The sequence below is a fragment of the Pantoea trifolii genome (assembly GCF_024506435.1).
Taxonomy (GTDB): Bacteria; Pseudomonadota; Gammaproteobacteria; order Enterobacterales; family Enterobacteriaceae; genus Pantoea; species Pantoea trifolii.
In genome coordinates this window covers 1,774,810-1,795,889 of the sequence record NZ_JANIET010000001.1, presented here as the reverse complement: position 1 = coordinate 1,795,889, position 21,080 = coordinate 1,774,810, and the positions used below count along the sequence as shown (strand labels likewise).

The 21,080-nt window shown below is 55.0% G+C and carries 18 protein-coding genes; 3 read left to right on the top strand and 15 right to left on the bottom strand.

Annotated features, from left to right (window positions below; all coding sequences use genetic code 11):
* Positions 1-248 precede the first annotated feature (248 nt).
* Positions 249-1,067: a DeoR/GlpR family DNA-binding transcription regulator gene (locus NQH49_RS08340; protein ID WP_256696291.1), complete on the top strand. Its 819-nt coding sequence runs from the start codon at positions 249-251 to the stop codon at positions 1,065-1,067.
* 127 nt (positions 1,068-1,194) lie between these two features.
* Here NQH49_RS08340 and cheZ read toward each other — a convergent pair whose 3' ends face one another.
* The 15 genes from cheZ to otsB form a co-directional block, all read right to left on the bottom strand.
* Positions 1,195-1,836: a protein phosphatase CheZ gene (gene cheZ, locus NQH49_RS08335; protein WP_008102872.1), complete on the bottom strand. Its 642-nt coding sequence runs from the start codon at positions 1,834-1,836 to the stop codon at positions 1,195-1,197.
* A 9-nt stretch (positions 1,837-1,845) separates the two neighbouring features.
* On the bottom strand, positions 1,846-2,235 hold the full coding sequence (cheY, locus tag NQH49_RS08330) for a chemotaxis response regulator CheY (protein WP_008102871.1): 390 nt from the start codon (positions 2,233-2,235) through the stop codon (positions 1,846-1,848).
* A gap of 39 nt (positions 2,236-2,274) precedes the next feature.
* On the bottom strand, positions 2,275-3,324 hold the full coding sequence (locus tag NQH49_RS08325) for a protein-glutamate methylesterase/protein-glutamine glutaminase (protein WP_008102868.1): 1,050 nt from the start codon (positions 3,322-3,324) through the stop codon (positions 2,275-2,277).
* Positions 3,321-4,196: a protein-glutamate O-methyltransferase CheR gene (gene cheR / locus NQH49_RS08320; RefSeq protein WP_101764604.1), complete on the bottom strand. Its 876-nt coding sequence runs from the start codon at positions 4,194-4,196 to the stop codon at positions 3,321-3,323. Before cheR ends, NQH49_RS08325 begins: the two co-directional genes overlap by 4 nt.
* A 103-nt stretch (positions 4,197-4,299) precedes the next feature.
* A complete protein-coding gene (locus tag NQH49_RS08315) occupies positions 4,300-5,976 on the bottom strand; it encodes a methyl-accepting chemotaxis protein (protein WP_256696290.1) in 1,677 nt (558 codons plus the stop codon).
* 220 nt (positions 5,977-6,196) lie between these two features.
* Entirely contained in the window at positions 6,197-7,855 is a 1,659-nt protein-coding gene (locus NQH49_RS08310; RefSeq protein ID WP_256696289.1) for a methyl-accepting chemotaxis protein, read from the bottom strand.
* Between the two features lie 320 nt (positions 7,856-8,175).
* Positions 8,176-9,855 carry a methyl-accepting chemotaxis protein gene (locus NQH49_RS08305; protein WP_256696288.1) on the bottom strand — a complete coding sequence of 560 codons (1,680 nt, stop codon included), beginning with the start codon at positions 9,853-9,855 and terminating at the stop codon, positions 8,176-8,178.
* Positions 9,856-10,024: 169 nt separating this feature from the next.
* Entirely contained in the window at positions 10,025-10,522 is a 498-nt protein-coding gene (gene cheW / locus NQH49_RS08300; RefSeq protein ID WP_008102858.1) for a chemotaxis protein CheW, read from the bottom strand.
* A 22-nt stretch (positions 10,523-10,544) separates the two neighbouring features.
* Entirely contained in the window at positions 10,545-12,515 is a 1,971-nt protein-coding gene (cheA, locus tag NQH49_RS08295) for a chemotaxis protein CheA (protein ID WP_256698398.1), read from the bottom strand.
* A gap of 10 nt (positions 12,516-12,525) precedes the next feature.
* Positions 12,526-13,557 carry a flagellar motor protein MotB gene (motB, locus tag NQH49_RS08290; RefSeq protein WP_256696287.1) on the bottom strand — a complete coding sequence of 344 codons (1,032 nt, stop codon included), beginning with the start codon at positions 13,555-13,557 and terminating at the stop codon, positions 12,526-12,528.
* Complete coding sequence (gene motA, locus NQH49_RS08285; RefSeq protein ID WP_007891047.1) at positions 13,554-14,441, bottom strand: flagellar motor stator protein MotA; 888 nt, start codon at positions 14,439-14,441, stop codon at positions 13,554-13,556. Before motA ends, motB begins: the two co-directional genes overlap by 4 nt.
* A 132-nt stretch (positions 14,442-14,573) precedes the next feature.
* Positions 14,574-15,152 (bottom strand): flagellar transcriptional regulator FlhC, encoded by a 579-nt coding sequence (gene flhC / locus NQH49_RS08280; RefSeq protein ID WP_008102852.1) that lies wholly within the window; start codon positions 15,150-15,152, stop codon positions 14,574-14,576.
* Positions 15,152-15,502 (bottom strand): flagellar transcriptional regulator FlhD, encoded by a 351-nt coding sequence (flhD, locus tag NQH49_RS08275; RefSeq protein ID WP_256696286.1) that lies wholly within the window; start codon positions 15,500-15,502, stop codon positions 15,152-15,154. Before flhD ends, flhC begins: the two co-directional genes overlap by 1 nt.
* A gap of 1,069 nt (positions 15,503-16,571) precedes the next feature.
* Complete coding sequence (gene otsA, locus NQH49_RS08270) at positions 16,572-18,011, bottom strand: alpha,alpha-trehalose-phosphate synthase (RefSeq protein WP_008102848.1); 1,440 nt, start codon at positions 18,009-18,011, stop codon at positions 16,572-16,574.
* Entirely contained in the window at positions 18,008-18,796 is a 789-nt protein-coding gene (gene otsB, locus NQH49_RS08265; protein ID WP_256696284.1) for a trehalose-phosphatase, read from the bottom strand. Before otsB ends, otsA begins: the two co-directional genes overlap by 4 nt.
* A 536-nt stretch (positions 18,797-19,332) precedes the next feature.
* Here otsB and NQH49_RS08260 point away from each other — a divergent pair.
* Complete coding sequence (locus NQH49_RS08260; RefSeq protein ID WP_305961176.1) at positions 19,333-19,626, top strand: hypothetical protein; 294 nt, start codon at positions 19,333-19,335, stop codon at positions 19,624-19,626.
* A gap of 161 nt (positions 19,627-19,787) precedes the next feature.
* Positions 19,788-20,939 carry a lactaldehyde reductase gene (fucO, locus tag NQH49_RS08255; protein ID WP_256696282.1) on the top strand — a complete coding sequence of 384 codons (1,152 nt, stop codon included), beginning with the start codon at positions 19,788-19,790 and terminating at the stop codon, positions 20,937-20,939.
* The last annotated feature ends 141 nt before the right edge of the window (positions 20,940-21,080 follow it).

Below are 21,080 nucleotides of genomic sequence, written 5' to 3'. Positions count from 1 at the left end.
CATACAAATCGCAGCAAGAAAAATTATCCCCATGATTTTATTACCTTTGCGTAAATGAATAAATTTATGACATGGAGAGCCCTGCTAGTGGCTTTCTGCGAAATCAATCGCATAGCAGATGATGATTTTCATTCGAAAACCAGTGATTCTGGAAGCTGCCTCGCAAATGCCCAAAACGCAGAGTAAAATCAGCTCGGGTTTCCTTATTGGCGAAACCAGACCGTGATTGGAAAGAGGGAGCATTTCGATTGAAAAGCAAAACTGAGCAGCTGGCTGATATGCAGCAGCGCCGTGAGAAGATTCTGGAGATGATCCGCGAAGACGGCACCGTCACGGTTAAAGCGTTGACCGACACCTTCGGCTTGACCGAAGCCACTATTCGCACCGACCTGCGCATGTTGCAGCAAGAGGGTCACGTGCAGCGTTATCACGGCGGTGCCACCTTGATGACCGGCAAGCAGAATACCGGCGCGATGCTGCTGGAGCGTCAGACGCATCTTGAAGAAAAACAGGCGATTGGCCGACTTGCCGCGCAGCATGTAGAGAATGGCGACACGGTGATTTTCGATTCCGGTACCACCACCACGGCGATTGCCGAGGCGATTAGCCATATTCGTCGGTTATCGGTGATTACCACGGCGGTGAATATCGCGCTGAAGCTGGGCGGCGAGCCGGGCATTAATATTTTGCTGACCGGCGGGACGTTCAAGTTCCCGACGCTTTCGACTTCGGGCGAGAAAGCCGCTTCGTTTTTCGAAAACGTGCTGGCGGAAAAGTTGTTTCTTGCCACGGCCTGTATCTCGCCGCGTCTGGGTTTGAGCTTTCCCAGTGAGACCGATATCAAGGTGAAAATGGCGATGATCAACTCAGCCAACACCGTGTACGTGGTGGCGGATTCCAGCAAGATCGATAAGGTATCGATGTTCGCGCTGCCGTGCGACTGGAGCCATATTCACTATCTGATTACCGACAGCGGCATTTCTCCGGCGCAGGTTGCGGCGTTTGAGGCGTTAGGCGTGGAAGTGTTGGTGGCGCAATTGGCGTTGGCGCAGAAGCGCGCGGTGTAGGTACGGTACGCGCTGTCCCTCACCCCGGCCCTCTCACGCAAGCGGGCGAGAGAGACGCTGCCATATGCAGGCTCGATCGGTTCCCTCTCCCACGTGTGGGAGAGGGTTAGGGTGAGGGCAAACGTCTTTAAAACCCTAAGCTATCCAGCAGGTCATCAACCTGATCCTGGTTCGCCACCACGCCGGGTGCATTGGCGTGGATCTGCGGACCGTTCAGCAGGCTGTTGCCCTCTTTACGCGCCGCGGCGTTGGCTTCTGGCATATTTTCCAGCAGCACCATCAACAGCTGACGCTCGATCTCCTGGATCACATCCATCATGCGCTTGATCACCTGACCGGTCAGGTCCTGGAAATCCTGCGCCATCATGATTTCGAGCAACTGCTTATTGGTGTACGACGTGTGTCCCGGAACGTCAGTCAGGAACTGGCGCGTATCCGAAACCAACTCGCGCGCATCAGTCAGTTCAATCGGATTTTCAAACCACGCATCCCACCGGCCTTTCAGCTGGTTGGCGCCGGCTTCCATTTGGTCCTGGTGTGGCTGCGCTGCATCAACGCAGTTCAACGCACGTTCTGCCGCTTGCGCCGTCATTTGCACAACATAATCCAGACGATCGCGCGCGTCAGGAATGGCTTCCGCCGCTTCAGCAATCGCCTGGTCTAACCCCAGCTCACGCAGACTGTCACGCAACATGCGCGTCAGTGAGCCGATGCGGGTAATAATGTCGTGTGCCGAGGCTTCTTCGGTTGATTTCGGAAGGTCGCTCATCACATCTCCTTACATACCCAGTTTTTCGAATATTTTGCCTAACTTCTCTTCCAGCGTGGCCGCCGTGAACGGCTTCACCACGTAGCCGCTGGCGCCCGCCTGCGCGGCCGCGATGATGTTCTCTTTCTTCGCTTCCGCGGTCACCATCAGCACCGGCAGTTTGTTCAGCGTGGCGTCAGCACGAATGGTTTGCAGCAGCTCCAGACCGTCCATGTTCGGCATGTTCCAGTCGGAAACCACGAAATCAAAGCCACCGGCACGCAGTTTGGTCAGGGCATCGACGCCGTCTTCTGCTTCTTCGACGTTGTTGAATCCAAGCTCTTTCAGCAGGTTACGGACGATACGACGCATCGTATTGAAGTCATCCACCACCAAAAAGCGCATATTTTTATCAGCCATATCTACTCCCGTGTTGTCTCGTCCAGCAGGACGGGCTCGTTAAATTCGCAATGCCTGTCCGGCGCTAATTTTCGCCAGCATGTGCTGACTGATGTGGCCTAAATCGACCACTTCACTGGTGCCGCCCATCGCAATCGCTTCGCGCGGCATACCAAATACCACGCAGCTGGCTTCATCCTGCGCGATGGTCCAGGCGCCCGCGCGATGCATTTCCAGCATCCCGGCCGCGCCGTCGTTACCCATCCCGGTCAGAATTACACCCACCGCATTTCGTCCTGCGTGCACCGCCACCGAACGGAACAGCACATCCACCGATGGCTTGTGTCGGTTCACTGGCGGACCGTCATTCAGTTTCACCACATAGTTGGCCCCGCTACGTCCCAGCTCCATGTGCATGGCGCCCGGCGCAATATAGGCGTGGCCCGGCAAAATACGCTCGCCGTCTTCCGCTTCTTTCACGGTGATCTGGCACAGCTTGTTCAGACGCTCGGCAAACGAGCGGGTAAAGCCAGGCGGCATATGCTGGGTAATCAGCAGCGCCGGGCTGGTCGCCGGCAGCGGCTGCAGCACATGGCGAATCGCCTCGGTACCGCCGGTGGAAGAGCCGATGGCGATCAGCTTTTCACTGCTCAGCAGCGGGCCCGCTTTCAGCGTCACCGGCATCGGCGTGGAGGCACGCACATGCAGCTTGGCGCGCGCGGCGGCGCGGATCTTGTCGGCAATCATCTGGCTGTAAGCCAGCATGCCTTCGCGAATACCGAGCTGCGGCTTGGTGACGAAATCCACCGCACCCAACTCGAGCGCGCGCAGCGTTACTTCTGAACCTTTACCGGTCAGCGAGGAGACCATCACCACCGGCATCGGACGCAGGCGCATCAGCTTCTCGAGAAAATCGAGGCCATCCATACGCGGCATCTCGACATCCAGCGTCAACACCTGCGGGTTGTACTGTTTGATTAAATCCCGCGCCACCAGCGGATCTGGCGCACTCGCGACCATCTCCATATCGGGATGGCTGTTGATGATCTCGGTCATCAACTGTCGCATTAGCGCAGAGTCATCCACGCACATCACGGTGATTTTGCTCATCGTCTTTCCTTGCTCAGTCCATAGACTGTCTGTCCACGCAGCCAGAACTCTTTGCTGATCTGACTAAAGTTCTCGGAATGCCCGGCAAACAGCAGACCACCGGGTTTCAGCAGGGGCACAAAACGGCGCAGAATCTGTTCCTGCGTCTCTTTATCGAAATAGATCATCACGTTGCGACAGAAAATTGCGTCGAACGGACCCGGCAACGCCCAGTCGTGTGCCAGTAAATTCAGTTGCGTATAGTTCACCATGTTGGCGAGGTCGGAACGCACGCGCACCATGCCTTCGTGCGGACCGGTGCCGCGCAGGAAAAAGCGCTGCAGCTGTGACTGCGATAGCGTGCGTAGCTCTTCCTGGCGATACACGCCCGCCACGGCTTTCTCTAATACTTGCGTGTCGATATCGCTGGCATGGACCTGGAATTTACCCGGACCGGTGCCCAGCGTTTCCGCCAGCGTCATGGCGATGGAGTACGGCTCTTCGCCGGTTGAGGCGGCGGTGCTCCAGACGCTGTAATTACCCGTGCGCTTACGCGCATGATCCGCGAGGATCGGGAAGTGATGCGCCTCGCGGAAGAAAGAGGTCAGGTTGGTGGTCAGCGCGTTAATAAACGCCTGCCACTCCGCACTGTTTTGGTCCTGCTCCAGCAGCGCCAGATAGCGGCCAAAGTCATCAATATTCAGCATGCGCAGACGACGCACTAAACGGTTGTAAACCATCTCGCGTTTGTGGTCGGCCAGCACAATGCCCGCGCGCTGATAGATCAGCTGGCTAATGCGACGAAAATGCGTATCTGAGAGCGGTAAGCGCTGCACCATTTGCGAGAGCAGCGTGGTCGCTTCACTTTGATCCAATAACGTCGATTTCTTCATTTCAGGTCACCCGGCAACAAACTGTTTAAATTGTGATACTGCGGTTGCTACTGTGCTGCCAGTCGCGCCATTCTTATGGGCCGCCTTGCGGCGGCCACAAGGATTAAAAGGTTTCCCAGTTATCGTCAGTGCTACGTGCGCCTGCCGGTGCCAGTGCTTTTGGCGTGCCGGAACGCAAATTTTTTGCCGCTGTAGATACGTTAACGGCCTGAACGACAAATTCTTTACCGATATTGAACACCGCAACCGACTGTTTCAGTCTGCTGGCCTGATCTTCCAGCGCCGCTGCCGCAGTTGCCGACTCTTCGACCAGCGCTGCGTTCTGCTGCGTCACGCGATCCATCTCGTTCACCGCCAGACCGACCTGATCGATACCACGGCTCTGCTCGTCCGACGCCGAGGCGATTTCGCCCATGATGTCGGTGACGCGCGTAACCGCATTCACGATGTTGGTCATGGTTTCCCCGGCGCTCTCCACCAGCACAGAACCGGTGTTGACGCGGCTAACCGAATCTTCGATCAATCCTTTAATCTCTTTCGCCGCTTGTGCGCTGCGCTGTGCCAGACTGCGCACCTCGCCCGCTACCACAGCAAATCCACGTCCTTGCTCACCGGCGCGCGCAGCTTCTACCGCCGCGTTCAGTGCGAGGATATTGGTCTGGAAGGCGATGCCATCGATCACGCTGATGATGTCAGCGATTTTCTTCGAACTGCCAGTAATCTCTTTCATGGTAGTGACCACGCCATCCACCACTTTGCCGCCCTGCTGCGCGGTTTCCGAGGCGGTGAGCGCCAGCTGCGACGCCTGACGGGCGTTTTCGGCGTTCTGCTTCACGGTGGCGGTCAACTGCTCCATGCTGGCAGCGGTCTCTTCCAGCGAAGCCGCTTGCTGCTCGGTACGCGAGGAGAGATCGTTGTTGCCCATGGCGATTTCGCTGGCACCGGTGTAGATGGCATCGGAACCGTCACGCACGGTACGCACCGTCCGCGCCAGCTCTTGCTGCATCTCTTGCACCGAAGTGAGCAGCTCGCCCATCTCGTTGCGCACCGTGATGTCGACCTGCTGCGTCAAATCACCGCGTGCGATGTGACGAATGTGCTCGATGCTCTGCTTCAGCGGACGGATCAGCACCGTACGCATGCCGCTCCACACCAGCGCAATCACCAGCAAGGTCACCAGCAGCGTGCCGACCACCAGCATGATGGATTGGGTATACGCCGCCTCATTGGCTGCAATGCCCTGATTGGCGAGCACAATGTTGTAGCTCAACCATTCGTTGTAATCCTTAGCAAACTTGTCCTGGAATCCCTGCGTCGGCTGATCGACAAATCCTTTGAAATTTCCACTACTGAGGAAATCGATCAACTCACCCAATGCTCCGCGATAGGCGTTGTAGTTGGCCTGTAGCGTCAGCACGTTCTCGGCCTTTTTGCCCTTTTCAGACAGGTTGGCGTTAAATTCGGCAAAACCCTCATCAGCGTGCTTCAACTCCTCACTCGCCAGCGCCACCAGATCTTTCACGGTTGCGCCTGAGCCAGCCTGCTGACTGTCCAGCAGGTAACGGATCCCCGCACGGTTCAGCGTGTTACGCGCCTGAACCAGCGATACCCATGAGGTGCCCATTGCCCGCTGCAGCGTGCTAAGACGCTGGTTATAGGCAAAATTTTCTTTATCGGCTTTGACCGTGGAGTAGAACACTCCACCGGAGAACAGCTGCAGTAAGGCAAACAGCGCCAGCACGCACAGTAGGCCGGATACAACACGAATACGACTAAACATAAACACCTCATTGGTTGGCGGAACGCCTCTGTTATCGGCGCTTAAAGAGGGATCTTTATGTGTGTTCGCAGGGGTTGGACCAGCTTGGCTAGTGCTAGCTGTCCCTCACCCCGGCCCTCTCCCGCAGGCGGGAGAGGGAGACGCAGCCATATGCAGGCTCGGACAGTTCCCTCTCCCACTTGTGGGAGAGGGTTAGGGTGAGGGACAAACGACTCAAAACTTAAAACGTCTCCCAATTACCGTCACTCACCGGCGCGGCAGCCGCTTTACGCGGTGTACTGATGGTGTGTCGGACAGGCGCTGTTTTAACTGCCTGGGCGGCGCGCGCAATGCGGAACACCGAAACCGCCTGGCTCAGGCGGCTCGCCTGCTCTTCCAGTGACGCAGCAGCGGCGGCGGACTCTTCCACCAGCGAGGCATTCTGCTGGGTGACGCGGTCCATCTCGGTTACCGCTTGTCCTACCTGATCGATACCCCGGCTCTGCTCATCCGATGCCGAGGCGATTTCGCCCATAATATCGGTGACGCGCGTGACGGCGCCGACGATATCATTCATGGTCTCTCCGGCAGTGCCAACCAGCTGCGAACCGTTGTTGACGCGGTTCACCGAGTCTTCGATCAAGCCTTTGATCTCTTTCGCCGCCTGCGCACTGCGCTGTGCCAGGTTACGCACTTCACCGGCTACCACAGCAAAACCACGACCCTGTTCACCGGCGCGCGCCGCTTCTACCGCCGCGTTCAGCGCCAGGATGTTGGTCTGGAAAGCGATGCCATCAATCACGCTGATAATATCGGCGATCTTCTTCGAACTGCCGGCGATATCTTGCATGGTACGCACCACGCCATCGACCACCTCGCCGCCCTTGCGTGCGGTGTCAGACGCGCTGAGCGCCAGCTGCGATGCCTGACGCGCATTTTCGGCATTCTGTTTCACCGTCGCGGTGAGCTGCTCCATGCTGGCCGCAGTCTGCTCCAGTGAGGCGGCCTGCTCTTCGGTACGCGCCGAAAGATCGTTATTCCCGGCGGCGATTTCGCTGGCGCCGGTGAAAATCGCATCAGAACCGTCACGCACATTGCCCACGGTGCTAACCAGTGACTGCTGCATCTCGTGCAGGCTACCGGCCAGCTGGCTCATTTCATTGCGCCCTTCCACCACGATATGTTGCGTGAGATCGCCCGCGGCGATATGACGAATATGCGCCAGCAGCTGATGCAGCGGCTGAATCAGCACGCTACGCAGGCCGAACCAGCAGCCGACGATCACCGCAATCACCACCAGCGCTACGGACGCCAGCAACCACATCATGGTCTGGAAGGCGCGCTGGTTTTGCGCCACGCCTTCTGCCGCTAATTTGCTTTGCTCAGTGCGCCACTCTTCGTAAGTGGCTTTCATCGCCACCTGTTTTGCTTCGATGTTCTGCGCAAACATGCCTTGCAGATCGTTGGCTTTCAGGCGTTCCAGCATCGCTTTCAAACCGTCGTTAAAGGCGGCGTAGTTTGCTTCCAGCTTATCGCGCAGCGCGTCCGGCAAGCCCGGCGTGGCCGGTAAGTCGTAGTAGCGTTGATAGTGGCCGGCAGCGACATTGAGCTGCTTTTCCGTTTGCGCAATTAACGCCGCCAGTTGGCCGCCATTGGCCTGCGCGGCCATGGTGCCCTGCATACGCAACATGGCGCGGTTGAGCACCGTGCGGGTTTGGTTCAGTTCAATCCAGGCATCGGACATCGCGCCGACGTTGTTGGAAGAGATCTGCGCTACCGCAAACGCCTCTTTATCTTTTTGTAAGGCAGACCAGAACAGGCCACCCGACAGTAATTGTAAAGCGCCAAACACCAGCAATACGGCGATGAGGCTGGTCACAACATTGATTCGTTTTAACATGGGTTCTCCAGGGATGCGTTTCAGCTTCCCCAGTTATCGACCGGTAATCTGAATATTTCAGGGTGCTTAAGCTACTTTACGAATTAAAATTCTGCATTTGCGCAGGATTGCAGTGTTTTATAACTAAAGAAATTAACAGTAAAAAAAATGCGCCTTTTATCGGGTGAGCGATGAGGGCGCATTGGGTATTGTGCGGGTTGTCCCTCACCCCGGCCCTCTCCCGCAGGCGGGAGAGGGAGACGCTGCCACATGCTGGCTCGGACAGTTCCCTCTCCCACGTGTGGGAGAGGGTTAGGGTGAGGGACCGACCACTCCGAAACTTAAAACGTCTCCCAGTTGCTGTCACCCGCTGCAGCGGTCACCGCTTTACGCGGTGTGCCCAGCGTGGGTGGTGCGATCTGTGGATGACGCACACCGGCTCTGGCCTGCTGCTGCGCTTGCGCCGCGCGCGGTACGCGGAATACCGCCACTGATTGGCTCAGGCGGCTGGCCTGCTCTTCCAGCGAGGCCGCCGCCGCCGCTGACTCTTCCACCAGCGAGGCGTTCTGCTGCGTCACGCGATCCATCTCCGTTACCGCCTGACCAACTTGATCGATACCACGGCTCTGCTCATCCGACGCCGAGGCAATTTCGCCCATGATGTCAGTGACGCGCGTCACCGCATTAACGATATCACTCATGGTTTCACCGGCGGTGCCAACCAGTTCAGATCCGCTGTTCACACGTTGGACGGAATCTTCAATCAGCCCTTTGATCTCTTTCGCCGCCTGCGCGCTGCGCTGCGCCAGGTTACGCACTTCACCGGCGACCACCGCAAAGCCTCGGCCCTGCTCACCGGCACGCGCCGCTTCTACCGCCGCGTTGAGCGCCAGGATATTGGTCTGGAAAGCGATGCCATCGATCACACTGGTGATGTCGGCGATCTTCTTCGAGCTGCCAGCGATGTCGCTCATGGTGCGCACCACGCTTTGCACCACGTCGCCGCCCTTCTGCGCGGTTTCAGAGGCGCTCAGCGCCAGCTGCGACGCCTGACGCGCGTTTTCGGCGTTCTGCTTCACGGTGGCGGTTAGCTGTTCCATGCTGGCGGCGGTCTGCTCCAGTGAAGCCGCCTGCTCTTCGGTACGTGCCGAGAGGTCGTTGTTGCCCGCAGAAATTTCGCTCGCCCCGGTAAAGATGGCATCCGAACCGTCACGCACATCACTCACCGTGCGCACCAGCGACTGTTGCATCTCATGCAGGCTTTCCGCCAGCTGGCTCATTTCGTTACGCCCTTCGACCGCGATGCTCTGCGTCAAATCGCCCTGCGCAATGTGCTGAATATGCTGAATGTTGTCATTAAGCGGCTTGATGAGGATTTTGCGCATGCCGAACCAGCACAGCACAATCACCGCCACCACAATCGCCAGCACCGCGCCTAACAGCCAAATCATGTGATCGTAGGCAGAGCTGTTCGCTTCGGCGCCCGCAGCGGTCAGGCGATCCTGATCGGCACGCCACTGGCGATACTCTTTCAGGAAGGCGTTTTGGCTCGGCGCAACCGGCGCTTTGGCTGCCTGATCGAGATCTTTTGCTACCAGCGCATCCTGCAACTGGCCCAGCGCACTGGCATAGGCGGTATAGGTTTCATCCACACGTTTATTCAGCGCGGCATCCTGTCCCGGCGTGTCCGGCGTGGCTTTAAATAGCTGATAGTTATCGGCGGCCTCTTTCTGGAAGGCTTTGCTGTCGTCATATAAACCAGCGATATCCGCTTCGCTGCCGGTGAGTTTGCTGGTTGCGATACGCAGCTGAATGCGGGTTAACACCACACGGCTCTGATTGAGGCTCATGTAGGCATCGTTGATGGCGGCAGTGTTTTTGCTCGCCAGTTGTGAAACGTTAAAACTGTTTTTGTCATCGCTTAACGCTTTGAAAAACAGTGAGCCGGATGCCAGCTGTAAAAAGCCAAACACCAACAACACCAGCAATAAGCTGGTGACCACGCGGATTCTCGTAAACATAGTTTGCCCTGGAAAATGAAGAAAAAATGGTACAGATCGGTTATCGACCAAAGGCGGAGAATATTGAGGGATATTGCAGAGGTTTTTCGCGGCTTTGTTATTGATTTGTAAGGAATTAATTCACGCTCGTGATGATAACGGGCCGCAGCAGCGCGGCCCGTTGCGGGGATTATGCGGTACGCAGGTTATCCACCAGCGCCATCTCTTCGCTGCTCAGCAGCTTTTCGATGTCGACCAGAATCAGCATACGTTCACCCAACGCACCCAGACCGGTCAGGTACTCGGTAGACATGGTGACGGCGAACTCTGGTGAAGGGCGAATCTGCTCTTGCGTCAGCGACAGCACGTCAGAAACACCATCGACCACGATGCCCACCACGCGATGCTCAAGATTCAGCACGATCACTACGGTGTTCTCGTTGTACACCACATCCGGCTGCGAGAATTTCACGCGCAGGTCGATGATCGGCACGATCACGCCGCGCAGGTTGGTCACACCTTTAATGAATTCCGGCGTGTTTGCGATGCGGGTTACCTGATCGTAACCACGAATCTCCTGCACTTTCAGAATGTCGATGCCGTACTCTTCGTCACCCAGTGTGAAAACTAAGAATTCCTGGCCCACGGTTTCGCCAGCGATTTTGGTCACGGTTGCCATGTCAGTCATTTTTTTACCCTTTCGTTATCTATTACGCTGCGGCACCGGCCACACGCTTTTCACGGTTCAACGATTGCAGTGCTGAGACATCCACAATCAGCGCCACGCTGCCATCGCCCAAAATGGTGGCGGCAGAGATGCCCGGCACTTTGCGATAGTTGCTTTCAAGGTTTTTCACTACCACCTGATGCTGACCAATCAGCTGATCAACCAGCAGCGCATAGCGACGGCCTGCGCTTTGCAGAATCACCACGATGCCTTGCGTGGCGTCGGTTTTAGCATTCTGCACCTCAAACACATTCCACAACTCCACCAGCGGCAGATATTCGCCACGCACTTCCAGCACGCGCTCGCCACCGGCCAGCGGTTTCAGCTCTTCGGCGGTCGGCTGTAGCGATTCCATCACCGCGTTGAGCGGCAGAATGAACACTTCGTTAGCCACGCGCACTGACATGCCGTCAAGGATCGCCAGCGTCAGCGGCAGCAGGATGCGAATGGTGGTGCCTTTGCCCTGCTTCGAGGAGATTTCGACGTGACCGCCCATCTCCTGAATATTACGTTTCACTACGTCCATGCCCACGCCACGGCCCGACACGTCGGTGACCTGCTCAGCGGTGGAGAAGCCCGGCGCGAAGATCAGCATGCCGACTTCTTCATCACTCATGCTGTCGCTGACCGGAAGACCAGATGACAGTGCTTTCGCCAAAATACGTTCGCGGTTCAGACCGGCACCGTCATCGATCACTTCGATGCAGATGTTGCCGCCCTGATGTTCCGCAGAGAGCGTCAGGTTGCCGACGGCGGTTTTATTTGCGGCCAGACGTTTTTCTGGGGTTTCGATACCGTGATCGAGGCTGTTACGCACCAGGTGCGTTAACGGATCGATAATGCGTTCAATCAGGCTCTTATCCAGTTCGGTTGAGCTGCCGAGCAGCGTCAGTTCCACTTCTTTGCCCAGCTTGCTGGCCAGATCGCGCACCAGACGCGGGAAGCGACTGAAGACATACTCCATCGGCATCATACGAATCGACATCACCGATTCCTGCAGGTCGCGGGCATTACGCTCCAGCTGACCCATACTGTTCAGCAGGTCGCCGTGCGCCACCGGATCCAGCGCGCCTGAGCGTTGCGCCAGCATCGATTGGGTGATCACCAGCTCGCCAACCAGGTTAATCAGCTGATCCACTTTCTCCACGGCCACGCGGATACTGCTGGATTCGCTGCCTTTGGCCGGTGCGGCGGCACGCTTAGGTTCACGTTTCACCGCTGGCGTAATATCGGTCACGGTGGCGGTTTGCACCGCTTCGGCAGCCACTTCCGCTACCGGCGCTTCAGTAACGGCCGCTGCGCCTGTCGGGAAGTGGATCTGTGCTTCATCCAGCACAAAACAGAGCACCGCGACGATGTCATCTTTGCCGACGCCATCAATGGTGACGTCCAGCGAATTGGCGCCTTTCACCACGTTGCTAACGGTGCCGAGATTGCCGAGCTCTTCCAGCATCAGCTCAGGCTCTTTCTCTTTCAGGTCAACCAGTTGCAGGCGCAGACCGCTAGCGGCAACGGCTGCAGCAATCTCAACCACTTCGGCCACTTTGGGCGCTTCAGGCGCAATGCCTTTCGCTTCCAGTGCCAGCTGACGCAGCGCTTCGCAGATGTATTTAAAGCTTTCTGCATTCGGCTCCTGCGCCGTTTTATAGGCATCGAGCTGTTCTTGCATAATATCTTTGGTTTCCAAAAACAGGTTGATGATATCGGTGCTGAGCTGCATCTCGCCGCGGCGCGCACCATCCAGAATGTTTTCCAGGATGTGGGTGGTTTCCTGTAAAACCGTAAAGCCAAACGTACCGGCTCCGCCCTTGATGGAGTGGGCGGCGCGGAAGATGGCATTCAACTGCTCGGAATCGGGCTCCTGGGGATCAAGTCCCAACAGGTGTTGCTCCATATCCGCTAACAGCTCATCGGCTTCATCGAAAAACGTCTGGTAAAAATCGCTGATGTCCATGCTCACGGGATCACCTCGGCTGTGAGGGTTGGTCTGGTGTCACCGCGCTCGCCGCGGGCGTCGCCGCTGCCGCAGGGGCCGTTGCAGCAACCGGCGCAGCCGGTGTCGCAGTAGAACCTGTTGGGGCAGTCGACGCAGCCGGTACAGCGGGTGCGGTAATGTCGGGAATAATTTGCGCCGGGTCGCTCACCTGAACGGCATCGCTCTCGGCATTCTCTTTTTCAATCGCCGCTTCGGTGTCGTGATTCAACACCAGCAGGCTAATGCGGCGGTTGACTGCATCATTAGCACCACGGTTTTTCAGCTTCATGGTGTCGGCCATACCGACCACACGCAGCATTTTGGCGCCGTCGAGGCCACCAATCACCAGCTCGCGCCGTGAGGCATTGGCACGATCCGCCGACAGTTCCCAGTTGCTGTAGCCACGGTCGCCGTTGGCATACTGGAAATCATCGGTGTGACCCGCGAGGCTGATTTTGTTCGGGATATCATTCAGTACCGGTGCGATAGTACGCAGGATGTCGCGCATGTAAGGCTCCACGTCCGCGCTGCCGGTTTTAAACATCGGGCGGTTCTGGCTATCGATAATCTGAATGCGCAGTCCCTCTTCCACCATGTTGATAATCAGGTGTGGACGCAGCGCTTTCAGACGCGGATCGGCTTCAATCAACTGGTCGAGCTTTTCCCGCAGGCGATTCAGGCGGATCTCCTCCAGCTTCTTCTTCTGCGCATCCATATCGACAATCTTCTTCACTTCACCCTTCTGCTGCGTCGGATCGTCGCCGCCGCCGGGGATCGGACTTTCGCTGTCGCTGCTGCGCTGACCGCCGGTCAACGCCACTTTCAACGGCGTTTTAAAGTATTCCGCAATCTGGACCAACTCTTTGGGGCTGGAGATGGAGAGCAACCACATCACCATAAAGAACGCCATCATCGCCGTCATAAAGTCGGCATAGGCAATCTTCCACGAACCGTGGCTCCCATGGTGACCTTTATGTTTGCGCTTTTTAACCAGCACAATGGGGCGATTGCCTGCTTTCATGAATTCTCATCCGAAGTTTGTTTCGCCGGGTTCTTGGCGTTACGCACGTGCTCTTCCAACTCTGAGAACGAGGGACGCTCGGCGGAGTAGAGCGTTTTACGACCAAATTCCACGGCGATTTGCGGCGCGTAACCATTGAGGCTGGAGAGCAACGTCACCTTCACGCACTGCATCATCTTGGTGGTTTCGGCACATTTCTGACGCAGCACCGACGCCAGCGGAGAAATAAAGCCGTAAGCCAGCAAAATGCCGAGGAAGGTACCGACCATCGCGTGGGCCACTAACGCACCCAGTTCGGCCGCCGGACGGTCGGCTGATGCCAGTGCGTGCACCACGCCCATTACCGCCGCGACAATACCGAAAGCCGGTAAGCCATCACCCACCGCCGATATACTTTGCGCGGGTACTTCGCACTCGTGTTCGTAGGTCTCGATCTCTTCATCCATCAACGCTTCGATTTCGAAGGCGTTCATATTTCCGCTGACCATTAAACGCAAATAATCGGTAATAAAATCGACTAACTGTTTATCGGACAAAATACGCGGATAGTTAGCGAAAATTTCACTCTGGCTGGGATCTTCAATGTCGCGTTCTAATGACAACATGCCTTGCTGACGTGATTTCGCCATCAGGCGATACAGCAGCGCCATTAAATCCATGTATACCGCTTTGTTATATTTCGAGCCGCGCATTAACAATGGCAGCGCTTTTAATGTTTTCTTAATCGATTTGCCATTATTGCCGACTAAAAAAGCACCAATACCGGCACCGCCGATAATGATCAGCTCCGCCGGTTGATAGAGCGCGCCTAAATGTCCGCCGACCATCGCGTAGCCGCCCAACACGGAGCCGACGACCACGATATAACCCAGAATTATCAGCACAAAAAATCCTTACGTCCGTAACGTGTTGATGGAAGTTAAGCCAGAGAGCCGCAGGTGTTATTCGTTTATCGCAGGCAAAAAAAAAGCAGCGGTATTAACCGCTGCTGGATGTTTTCCACGATGCGAACAAACTTAAACGGCGCGTTTAACCTGTTCATCCAGCAGTTGTGGAAAGGTATCGGCAGAATCTGCAGAAAGTTTACGTCTTTTTACGGCACGTGATGGCGGCTGGCACAGGCTGCAGACAAAGCTGCCGACGGGCTGGTGCGCGTGGTTAATAAAGCTTCCACCACAGCACTTACAGTCAGACAGTTCCAGCATGCCGCTTTCAACGAATCGCACCAGGGTCCATGCACGCGTTAGCGCCAACAGCGGGCCCTCGTCCGATTGCGGACACTGCTCAAGATACAAGCGATAAGCTTTGATTACCGCTTCAACGCCACTGTTCAACCCGGTTTTCAGCAGGAACTGCCAGGCGTTACAGAACATAGAGGAGTGGATGTTTTGTTCCCAGGTCATGAACCAATCAGTAGAGAATGGCAGCATGCCTTTCGGTGGTGGAGCACCACGCAGTTCTTTATACAGTTTAATCAGGCGACCACGGCTCAGCTGCGTTTCACTCTCCAGCATTTGCAGTCGTGCGCCCAACGTAATCAGCTCCATTGCCAGCTGAATATCGCGCGCTTCCTGAACAATACTTTTTTCGGTCATTAAACGGCCCTCTTCTTCGCGGAGACGTCATCTTTAGACGCATTCCGCAGCAGGCGGCTGGATAATAAAATACCGGTGTGGATTTGCTGCAAGTCATCCACACGTGACTCTTGAGTCAGACGATTAATATGGTTGTGGTCGGTAAAACGGAACTGGCAAACCAGTTGATTGGTTTCCGCTAATTTTACCATCTCAGGTAAGGTTAATTGCGACAATGTATCAGCCATCGATTCATCGATGCCTAAACGAAACATTGCTGAAGCTTTTTCCTGGTTAATTAAACGCTGAGCAAGAAGCAAATATGACAGATTGATGTCATATATATGTTTTAGTAATTCTGATGTACCCATTTTTTCCATCCTGATAGACGCGACACATATACGGCCACAGAATTAAATTGTTCTATGGTTCGGGCTGCTGGTTGGTAAATCTAAAGATGGCAAAAAATAATCAGGCTTGAGCCAACGCGTACCTAACTGTTTCACTTCCCGTCAGGACACTGATCAGTAGTAATCAAAACTCCAGGCCATTCTTTGCTTGAGTAGTAACCATCTTCCGTGACGTCTGCTTACAGTTTTTTAAGACTAATCTGAAAACAAGGCAAATCTATATCGTCTGATTTCGACATACAACGTGAGTGGCGCGAAATTTTAGATAAAGTGTGATCTGCGTCACACTTTTAAGGCAAATTTTTTCGCCAACCCTTCAGCATCGCTTTTCTGTTGTCTTTTTTTTGCGCGATTTCTGATTATTTCTTTAATAATTTGCTGAAGTAAGGCGGATTTTAGGCTCTGCGGAAGATTGTCATTACAACGCGATCAGATATCTGCCTCGTTGCAATTAGGGTGCTATAACGCGCCATATAAAGAATTATATGCAGCATAATACTCTGAATTATCGCGAAACTATTCGCTTCTAAATTAATCACTTACAGGGAATATTGCCCCTGTGGCGTAAAGCGAGACGCTAGCGAAGCGTGAAGACTGGGCGTAGAGCGCCTGGGAACCGTCAATGAATTGTAGGGAGTGTTTAGCGTGCGGCAGGGGATGTAACAGAGCGTTACATTAGAGAAATGAATGAATCGGCATTTTTTCGGTTTGCTACGCGTTTACTATCGGCGTACCACCTGAGATCTTTAGGGTTGAGACGAAAAAAAGCTTTTTTTACCTTTCGATTGCGTTCTTTTTAACCAAAATGTGCGCTTTTTGCTGATGAGTCAGCGCATTAGCGCTTAAAGAAATGAAATCGATTTCGTGAAGTTAGAGTGGCGCGTGAAAACGCTGTGCAGTGAAGCAGAAATGAAGTTGTGATCGGTGGCGTAATGGCGGGTCGTTTTTTGGCGAGGAGGTTGTCATTGATGGCTGGGAGTTCTTGGAAACAAGGTCGCCATTAATGGCGACCCTACTTGTTGGGTGCGTGTTACGCTAATTTCGGAAAGGTAGCGACTTTATTTGCCGTGCCGTGATCGTCACTGCGTACCGGCAACGTATTTAAATCTTTCAGGAAGCTTTCGCGCCAGTGCGAAATATCCTGTTTGCGCAACACCGCCATCATGTCGTTATAACGCGAAATACGTTCGGTACGCGGCATGGTCAACGCGCGGTCCAGCGCTGCTGCCACCTCATCACGATCGTACGGATTGACGATCAGCGCCGAGGTCAGCTCATTGGCCGCACCAGCAAAGCGTGACAATACCAACACGCCAGGGTTATCCGGGTCCTGCGCCGCCACATACTCTTTCGCCACCAGATTCATGCCGTCACGCAGCGGTGTAATCAAGCCGACGTTGGTGAGACGGAAGATCTTCATTAACAGGCGGCGATCAAAGTGCTGATTGAGGTAATAGAGCGGCGTCCAGCCTAACGTGCCGTATTTACCGTTGATGCGCCCTGCTTCCGTTTCCAGTTGATGACGGATGTCCTGATAAGCCTGCACGTCGCCGCGCGAGGTGGGCGCAATTTGCGAGTAGCGAACATTGCCGCGATGCTGTGGGAAGTTCGCCAGCAAGGCTTCAAAGGCGAGGAAACGCTCCGGCAATCCTTTAGAGTAATCCAGACGCTCGCAGGCGATGATGTTCTGCAGATCGCCCAAATCACGTTTCATCGCCGCCATTTTCGGTGGCAACGGCCCTTCCGCCATCTCTTTAATGGTGTCCGGCTCAATACCAATCGGATAGACCTCGGTCATAAAGGTGTTACCGAAGGCGCGATGCTTCTTCTCTCCTTTATTCTGCAGCTGCGTTAGCTGGCTCAGGCTATCAAGGAAGGCAACGCGGTCGGATTCTGTCTGGAAACCCAGCAGGTCGTAGTCGCACAGCATCTCCAGCAGTTCCTGATGCGGCGGCAACGCGTTGAAGATCTCAGGCGTTGGGAACGGGATATGCAGAAAGAATCCGATGCGATTATTAATGCCCTGTTTGCGCAGCTCGGCGGCAAACGGCAGCAGATGGTAATCGTGGATCCACAGAATATCGTCAGGCTTGAGCAGCGGTTTAAGGCGCTGTGCCAGCAAGGTGTTGACGCGGCAATAACCATCCCAGGCTTCGCGCTGATACTGCACCAGATCGAGACGATAGTGGAAAGCCGGCCAAATCACGGTATTGGAGAACTGGAGATAATATTGATCGTAATCGTTTTGATTCAGCGGCAGTGAGGCATAGGTAATGCCGTCTTTTTCGATCTGCGAAAGTTCTTCATCTTCCTCTTCACCCGAGAATTCGCTGATCTCTCCGTTCCAGCCAAACCATAATCCTCCGGTATCTCGCAGAGCATCCAAAATACCGACAGCAAGCCCGCCTGCGCTGGCCTTGCTACCATCGGGAATCGCGATACGGTTAGATACGACGACTAAACGACTCATAACCTAAACTCCTTACCCACATTGTCATGTTCTAGTTGTAATAATAGTTGTTCAAGCCAGTGCCATACGGCCTCAACGCTGTCGAGGCGATAGCGTGCATGGCTGGCCCCTTCACCGACTTTGACAGAAATGCCCTGCATGGCGTTGACCGCGAGGAATCCTTTTTCGTCTGTCAGGTCGTCTCCCACAAATACCGGAATGCGTCCGGCAAAGGGCGCTTCCTGCATAAATTCACGCACGGCGGCACCTTTATCGATGCCTTGCGGCTTCAGTTCCACCACGCATTTGCCTGGCTGCAGCGTCAGCTCGGGAAAGCGTGCGGCCGCGTCTTCGGCCAGCTGCATGATGGCGTTTTCATACTGCGGCGCATTGCGATAGTGCAGCGCAAACGCCATGCCTTTCACTTCTAATAGCGTATTCGGCCATTGATCCAGCGTCTGCTGCAGTTCGGTTTGCAGCGTTTGCGCCACATCGCCCGGCAAGCTGTGGCGATGTACACGTCCCGCCGCATCGCGGCGTTCTGCACCGTGCACGCCAGCGGCTGGCGTTTCGAGCGGCGCCACTAAGGCATCAAGTTGCGCAATTGGACGTCCGGAAACCAACGCGACTGCGCCGTGGCTGAGATTGGAAATTTGTTGCAGGAGCTGGCGTACCGAGGCGGGAATGGAGACCGACTCGGGCTGCGACTGAATCGCTGCCAGCGTGCCGTCGACATCAAAAAAGAAGGCATAAAGTCCGCCACTTAACGACGGCAAGGTGCTGTTCTGATTAACCGCGGGGGTCACGACTCTTCTCCTGTCTTGTGGAATTTACCATCACAGGATGTTCGGAGACTGGCTGGGCGATCGAGGCGGTTACAACCGCAGAAGTGTGCGCGAGGAGGTTTTGCAGATAACACGGAATTTCGATAGATAACTCTCCACAAACAAACATCATTTGAACTCACTCGCCAGTCTTACTGCGAACATCGTCAACTTTAAGTGTAGACGCAGATCACGATATTGCCAGATTCATGCGGCTTCGCTATAGGATAAGTGGCAGTTTTAAGGGTTATGCCGCAAAAGAATCGCCTCACGGATTTTTCAACCGCTTCGCTTATTTCTGGCAGTATTACGCCCTTCTCCCGCCTCAATTCCCGGATTATGCCGACTTGCATCCGCCGCGCGGATTATCATATGGTGCGTTTACCGTGCGGCTACAGCGCGGAAATTGCGCCCTGATCGGCATTGATCACGGCTGTTAGACCCATTCAGGCAGGAATCCGGATGATGGAAAACCGATCGACATCACATTTTTCACTTGTCACGGCAGGTGATCGACGATGATCCCGCAAAGCTATAGCCAACGCGTTCACTTCTATTACTGCATTCTGGTCGCCCTGAAAATTAACGCCAAAACCAAGAAGTCTGGCGGTATACGCGGCAAGAATAACTTCCTGCTGAAATGGCTGCGTAATGCGCAGAACAACACCATTTTCCCGCCGGATATCACCAGCGAGATTGAGTGGCTGCGCGCCAAGATCATCAGCTCCGGGCCCGACACCGATCTGGAACCGATGCTGCAATATGTCTACGACACCGCGAAGCGTGCCGAGACCTTGCGTTTAGGCTCGTAATTTCTGTCGGGTATTTCATTAAGTGGAAATCGCGTTTTTATTGAGGTAACGCAATATCTCCCTCTTAATTACCCCGTAAATCTGGATACGGTTAAATCTTCTTATCTTGATGAATTTAATCGAAAAAAATTAAATCTGGCATCTACGTGAAGGTAATTATTATGATTAACAGAATGATCCTCAATGAGACCGCTTATTTCGGTGCGGGCGCGATTAATTCGATTGTCGATGAGATTCACAAGCGCGGTTTTACTAAAGCGTTGGTGGTTACCGACAAAGATTTGATCAAGTTTTCGGTCGCCACCCGCATAACCGATCTGCTGGCGCAGCACGACCTCAGTTTCGAAATCTATGATGACGTGATTCCTAATCCCACCGTTGATGTGGTGCATGCGGGCGTCGATGCTTTTCGCCGTTCGGGTGCCGATTATCTGATCGCGGTGGGCGGCGGCTCGCCGCAGGATACCTGCAAAGCCATCGGCATGATGATTGCCAATCCCGAGTTCAGCGATGTGCGCATGCTGGAAGGCGGTGCCGCCACGCGTAATCCTTCTGTGCCGATCATTGCGGTGCCGACTACCTCAGGCACCGCAGCGGAAGTCACCATCAATTACGTCATCACCGATGAAGAGAAGAAGCGCAAGTTCGTCTGCTACGATCCGCACGATATTCCGGCGATTGCCATCATCGATCCCGACATGATGGCCAGCATGCCCGCCAGCCTGAAAGCGGCCACCGGCGTCGATGCGCTGACGCACGCCATTGAAGGCTACATCACGCGCGGTGCGTGGGAGCTCACCGATATGTTCCATCTCAAGGCGATTGAAATTATTGGCCGCTCGCTGCGTGACTCGGTCAAAGGCGTGCCTGCGGGCGTTGCCGATATGGCGCTGGGTCAGTACATCGCCGGGATGGGCTTCTCGAATGTCGGACTCGGTCTGGTGCACGGTATGGCGCACCCGCTGGGCGCGTTTTACGGCACGCCGCACGGCATCGCCAATGCGGTACTGCTGCCGCACATCATGGCGTTCAATGCCGAACATACCGGCGAGAAATACCGCGCTATCGCGCATGCACTCGGCATAGAAGGTGCCTATGCCTGTTCATTAGCCGACGCACGTGCGCTGGCGATTGATGCGGTGATAACCCTGAACCACGATATCGGTATTCCGCTCAGACTGCGTGATATCGGCATGCAGGAGCAGGATGTGGATGCGCTCGCCGCCGCCGCCTTCGCTGATGTGTGTACGCCGGGCAATCCGCGTGAGTGCAGCGTCGAGATGATTAGATCACTTTATCGTGAACTGTTCTGATTAATGTCAATCAGGCAATGCTGAATGAACAGCATTGCCATTTATTAGCCGCATCGGTTATTCCCTGTTTATCGCCAATTACGCTAACTCTATCGGCAGATTAATCTGGAATTTTGCTTAATATTCGGATATGAGGCGTTC

Bases quoted from the DNA above. Each gene is read 5' to 3' on its own strand.
- cheZ (WP_008102872.1), bottom strand. From the start codon at position 1,836: ATGAGCGACCTTCCGAAATCAACCGAAGAAGCCTCGGCACACGACATT.
- cheY (WP_008102871.1), bottom strand. From the start codon at position 2,235: ATGGCTGATAAAAATATGCGCTTTTTGGTGGTGGATGACTTCAATACG.
- NQH49_RS08325 (WP_008102868.1), bottom strand. From the start codon at position 3,324: ATGAGCAAAATCACCGTGATGTGCGTGGATGACTCTGCGCTAATGCGA.
- cheR (WP_101764604.1), bottom strand. From the start codon at position 4,196: ATGAAGAAATCGACGTTATTGGATCAAAGTGAAGCGACCACGCTGCTC.
- NQH49_RS08315 (WP_256696290.1), bottom strand. From the start codon at position 5,976: ATGTTTAGTCGTATTCGTGTTGTATCCGGCCTACTGTGCGTGCTGGCG.
- NQH49_RS08310 (WP_256696289.1), bottom strand. From the start codon at position 7,855: ATGTTAAAACGAATCAATGTTGTGACCAGCCTCATCGCCGTATTGCTG.
- NQH49_RS08305 (WP_256696288.1), bottom strand. From the start codon at position 9,855: ATGTTTACGAGAATCCGCGTGGTCACCAGCTTATTGCTGGTGTTGTTG.
- cheW (WP_008102858.1), bottom strand. From the start codon at position 10,522: ATGACTGACATGGCAACCGTGACCAAAATCGCTGGCGAAACCGTGGGC.
- cheA (WP_256698398.1), bottom strand. From the start codon at position 12,515: ATGGACATCAGCGATTTTTACCAGACGTTTTTCGATGAAGCCGATGAG.
- motB (WP_256696287.1), bottom strand. From the start codon at position 13,557: ATGAAAGCAGGCAATCGCCCCATTGTGCTGGTTAAAAAGCGCAAACAT.
- flhC (WP_008102852.1), bottom strand. From the start codon at position 15,152: ATGACCGAAAAAAGTATTGTTCAGGAAGCGCGCGATATTCAGCTGGCA.
- flhD (WP_256696286.1), bottom strand. From the start codon at position 15,502: ATGGGTACATCAGAATTACTAAAACATATATATGACATCAATCTGTCA.
- otsA (WP_008102848.1), bottom strand. From the start codon at position 18,011: ATGAGTCGTTTAGTCGTCGTATCTAACCGTATCGCGATTCCCGATGGT.
- NQH49_RS08260 (WP_305961176.1), top strand. From the start codon at position 19,333: ATGATCCCGCAAAGCTATAGCCAACGCGTTCACTTCTATTACTGCATT.
- fucO (WP_256696282.1), top strand. From the start codon at position 19,788: ATGATTAACAGAATGATCCTCAATGAGACCGCTTATTTCGGTGCGGGC.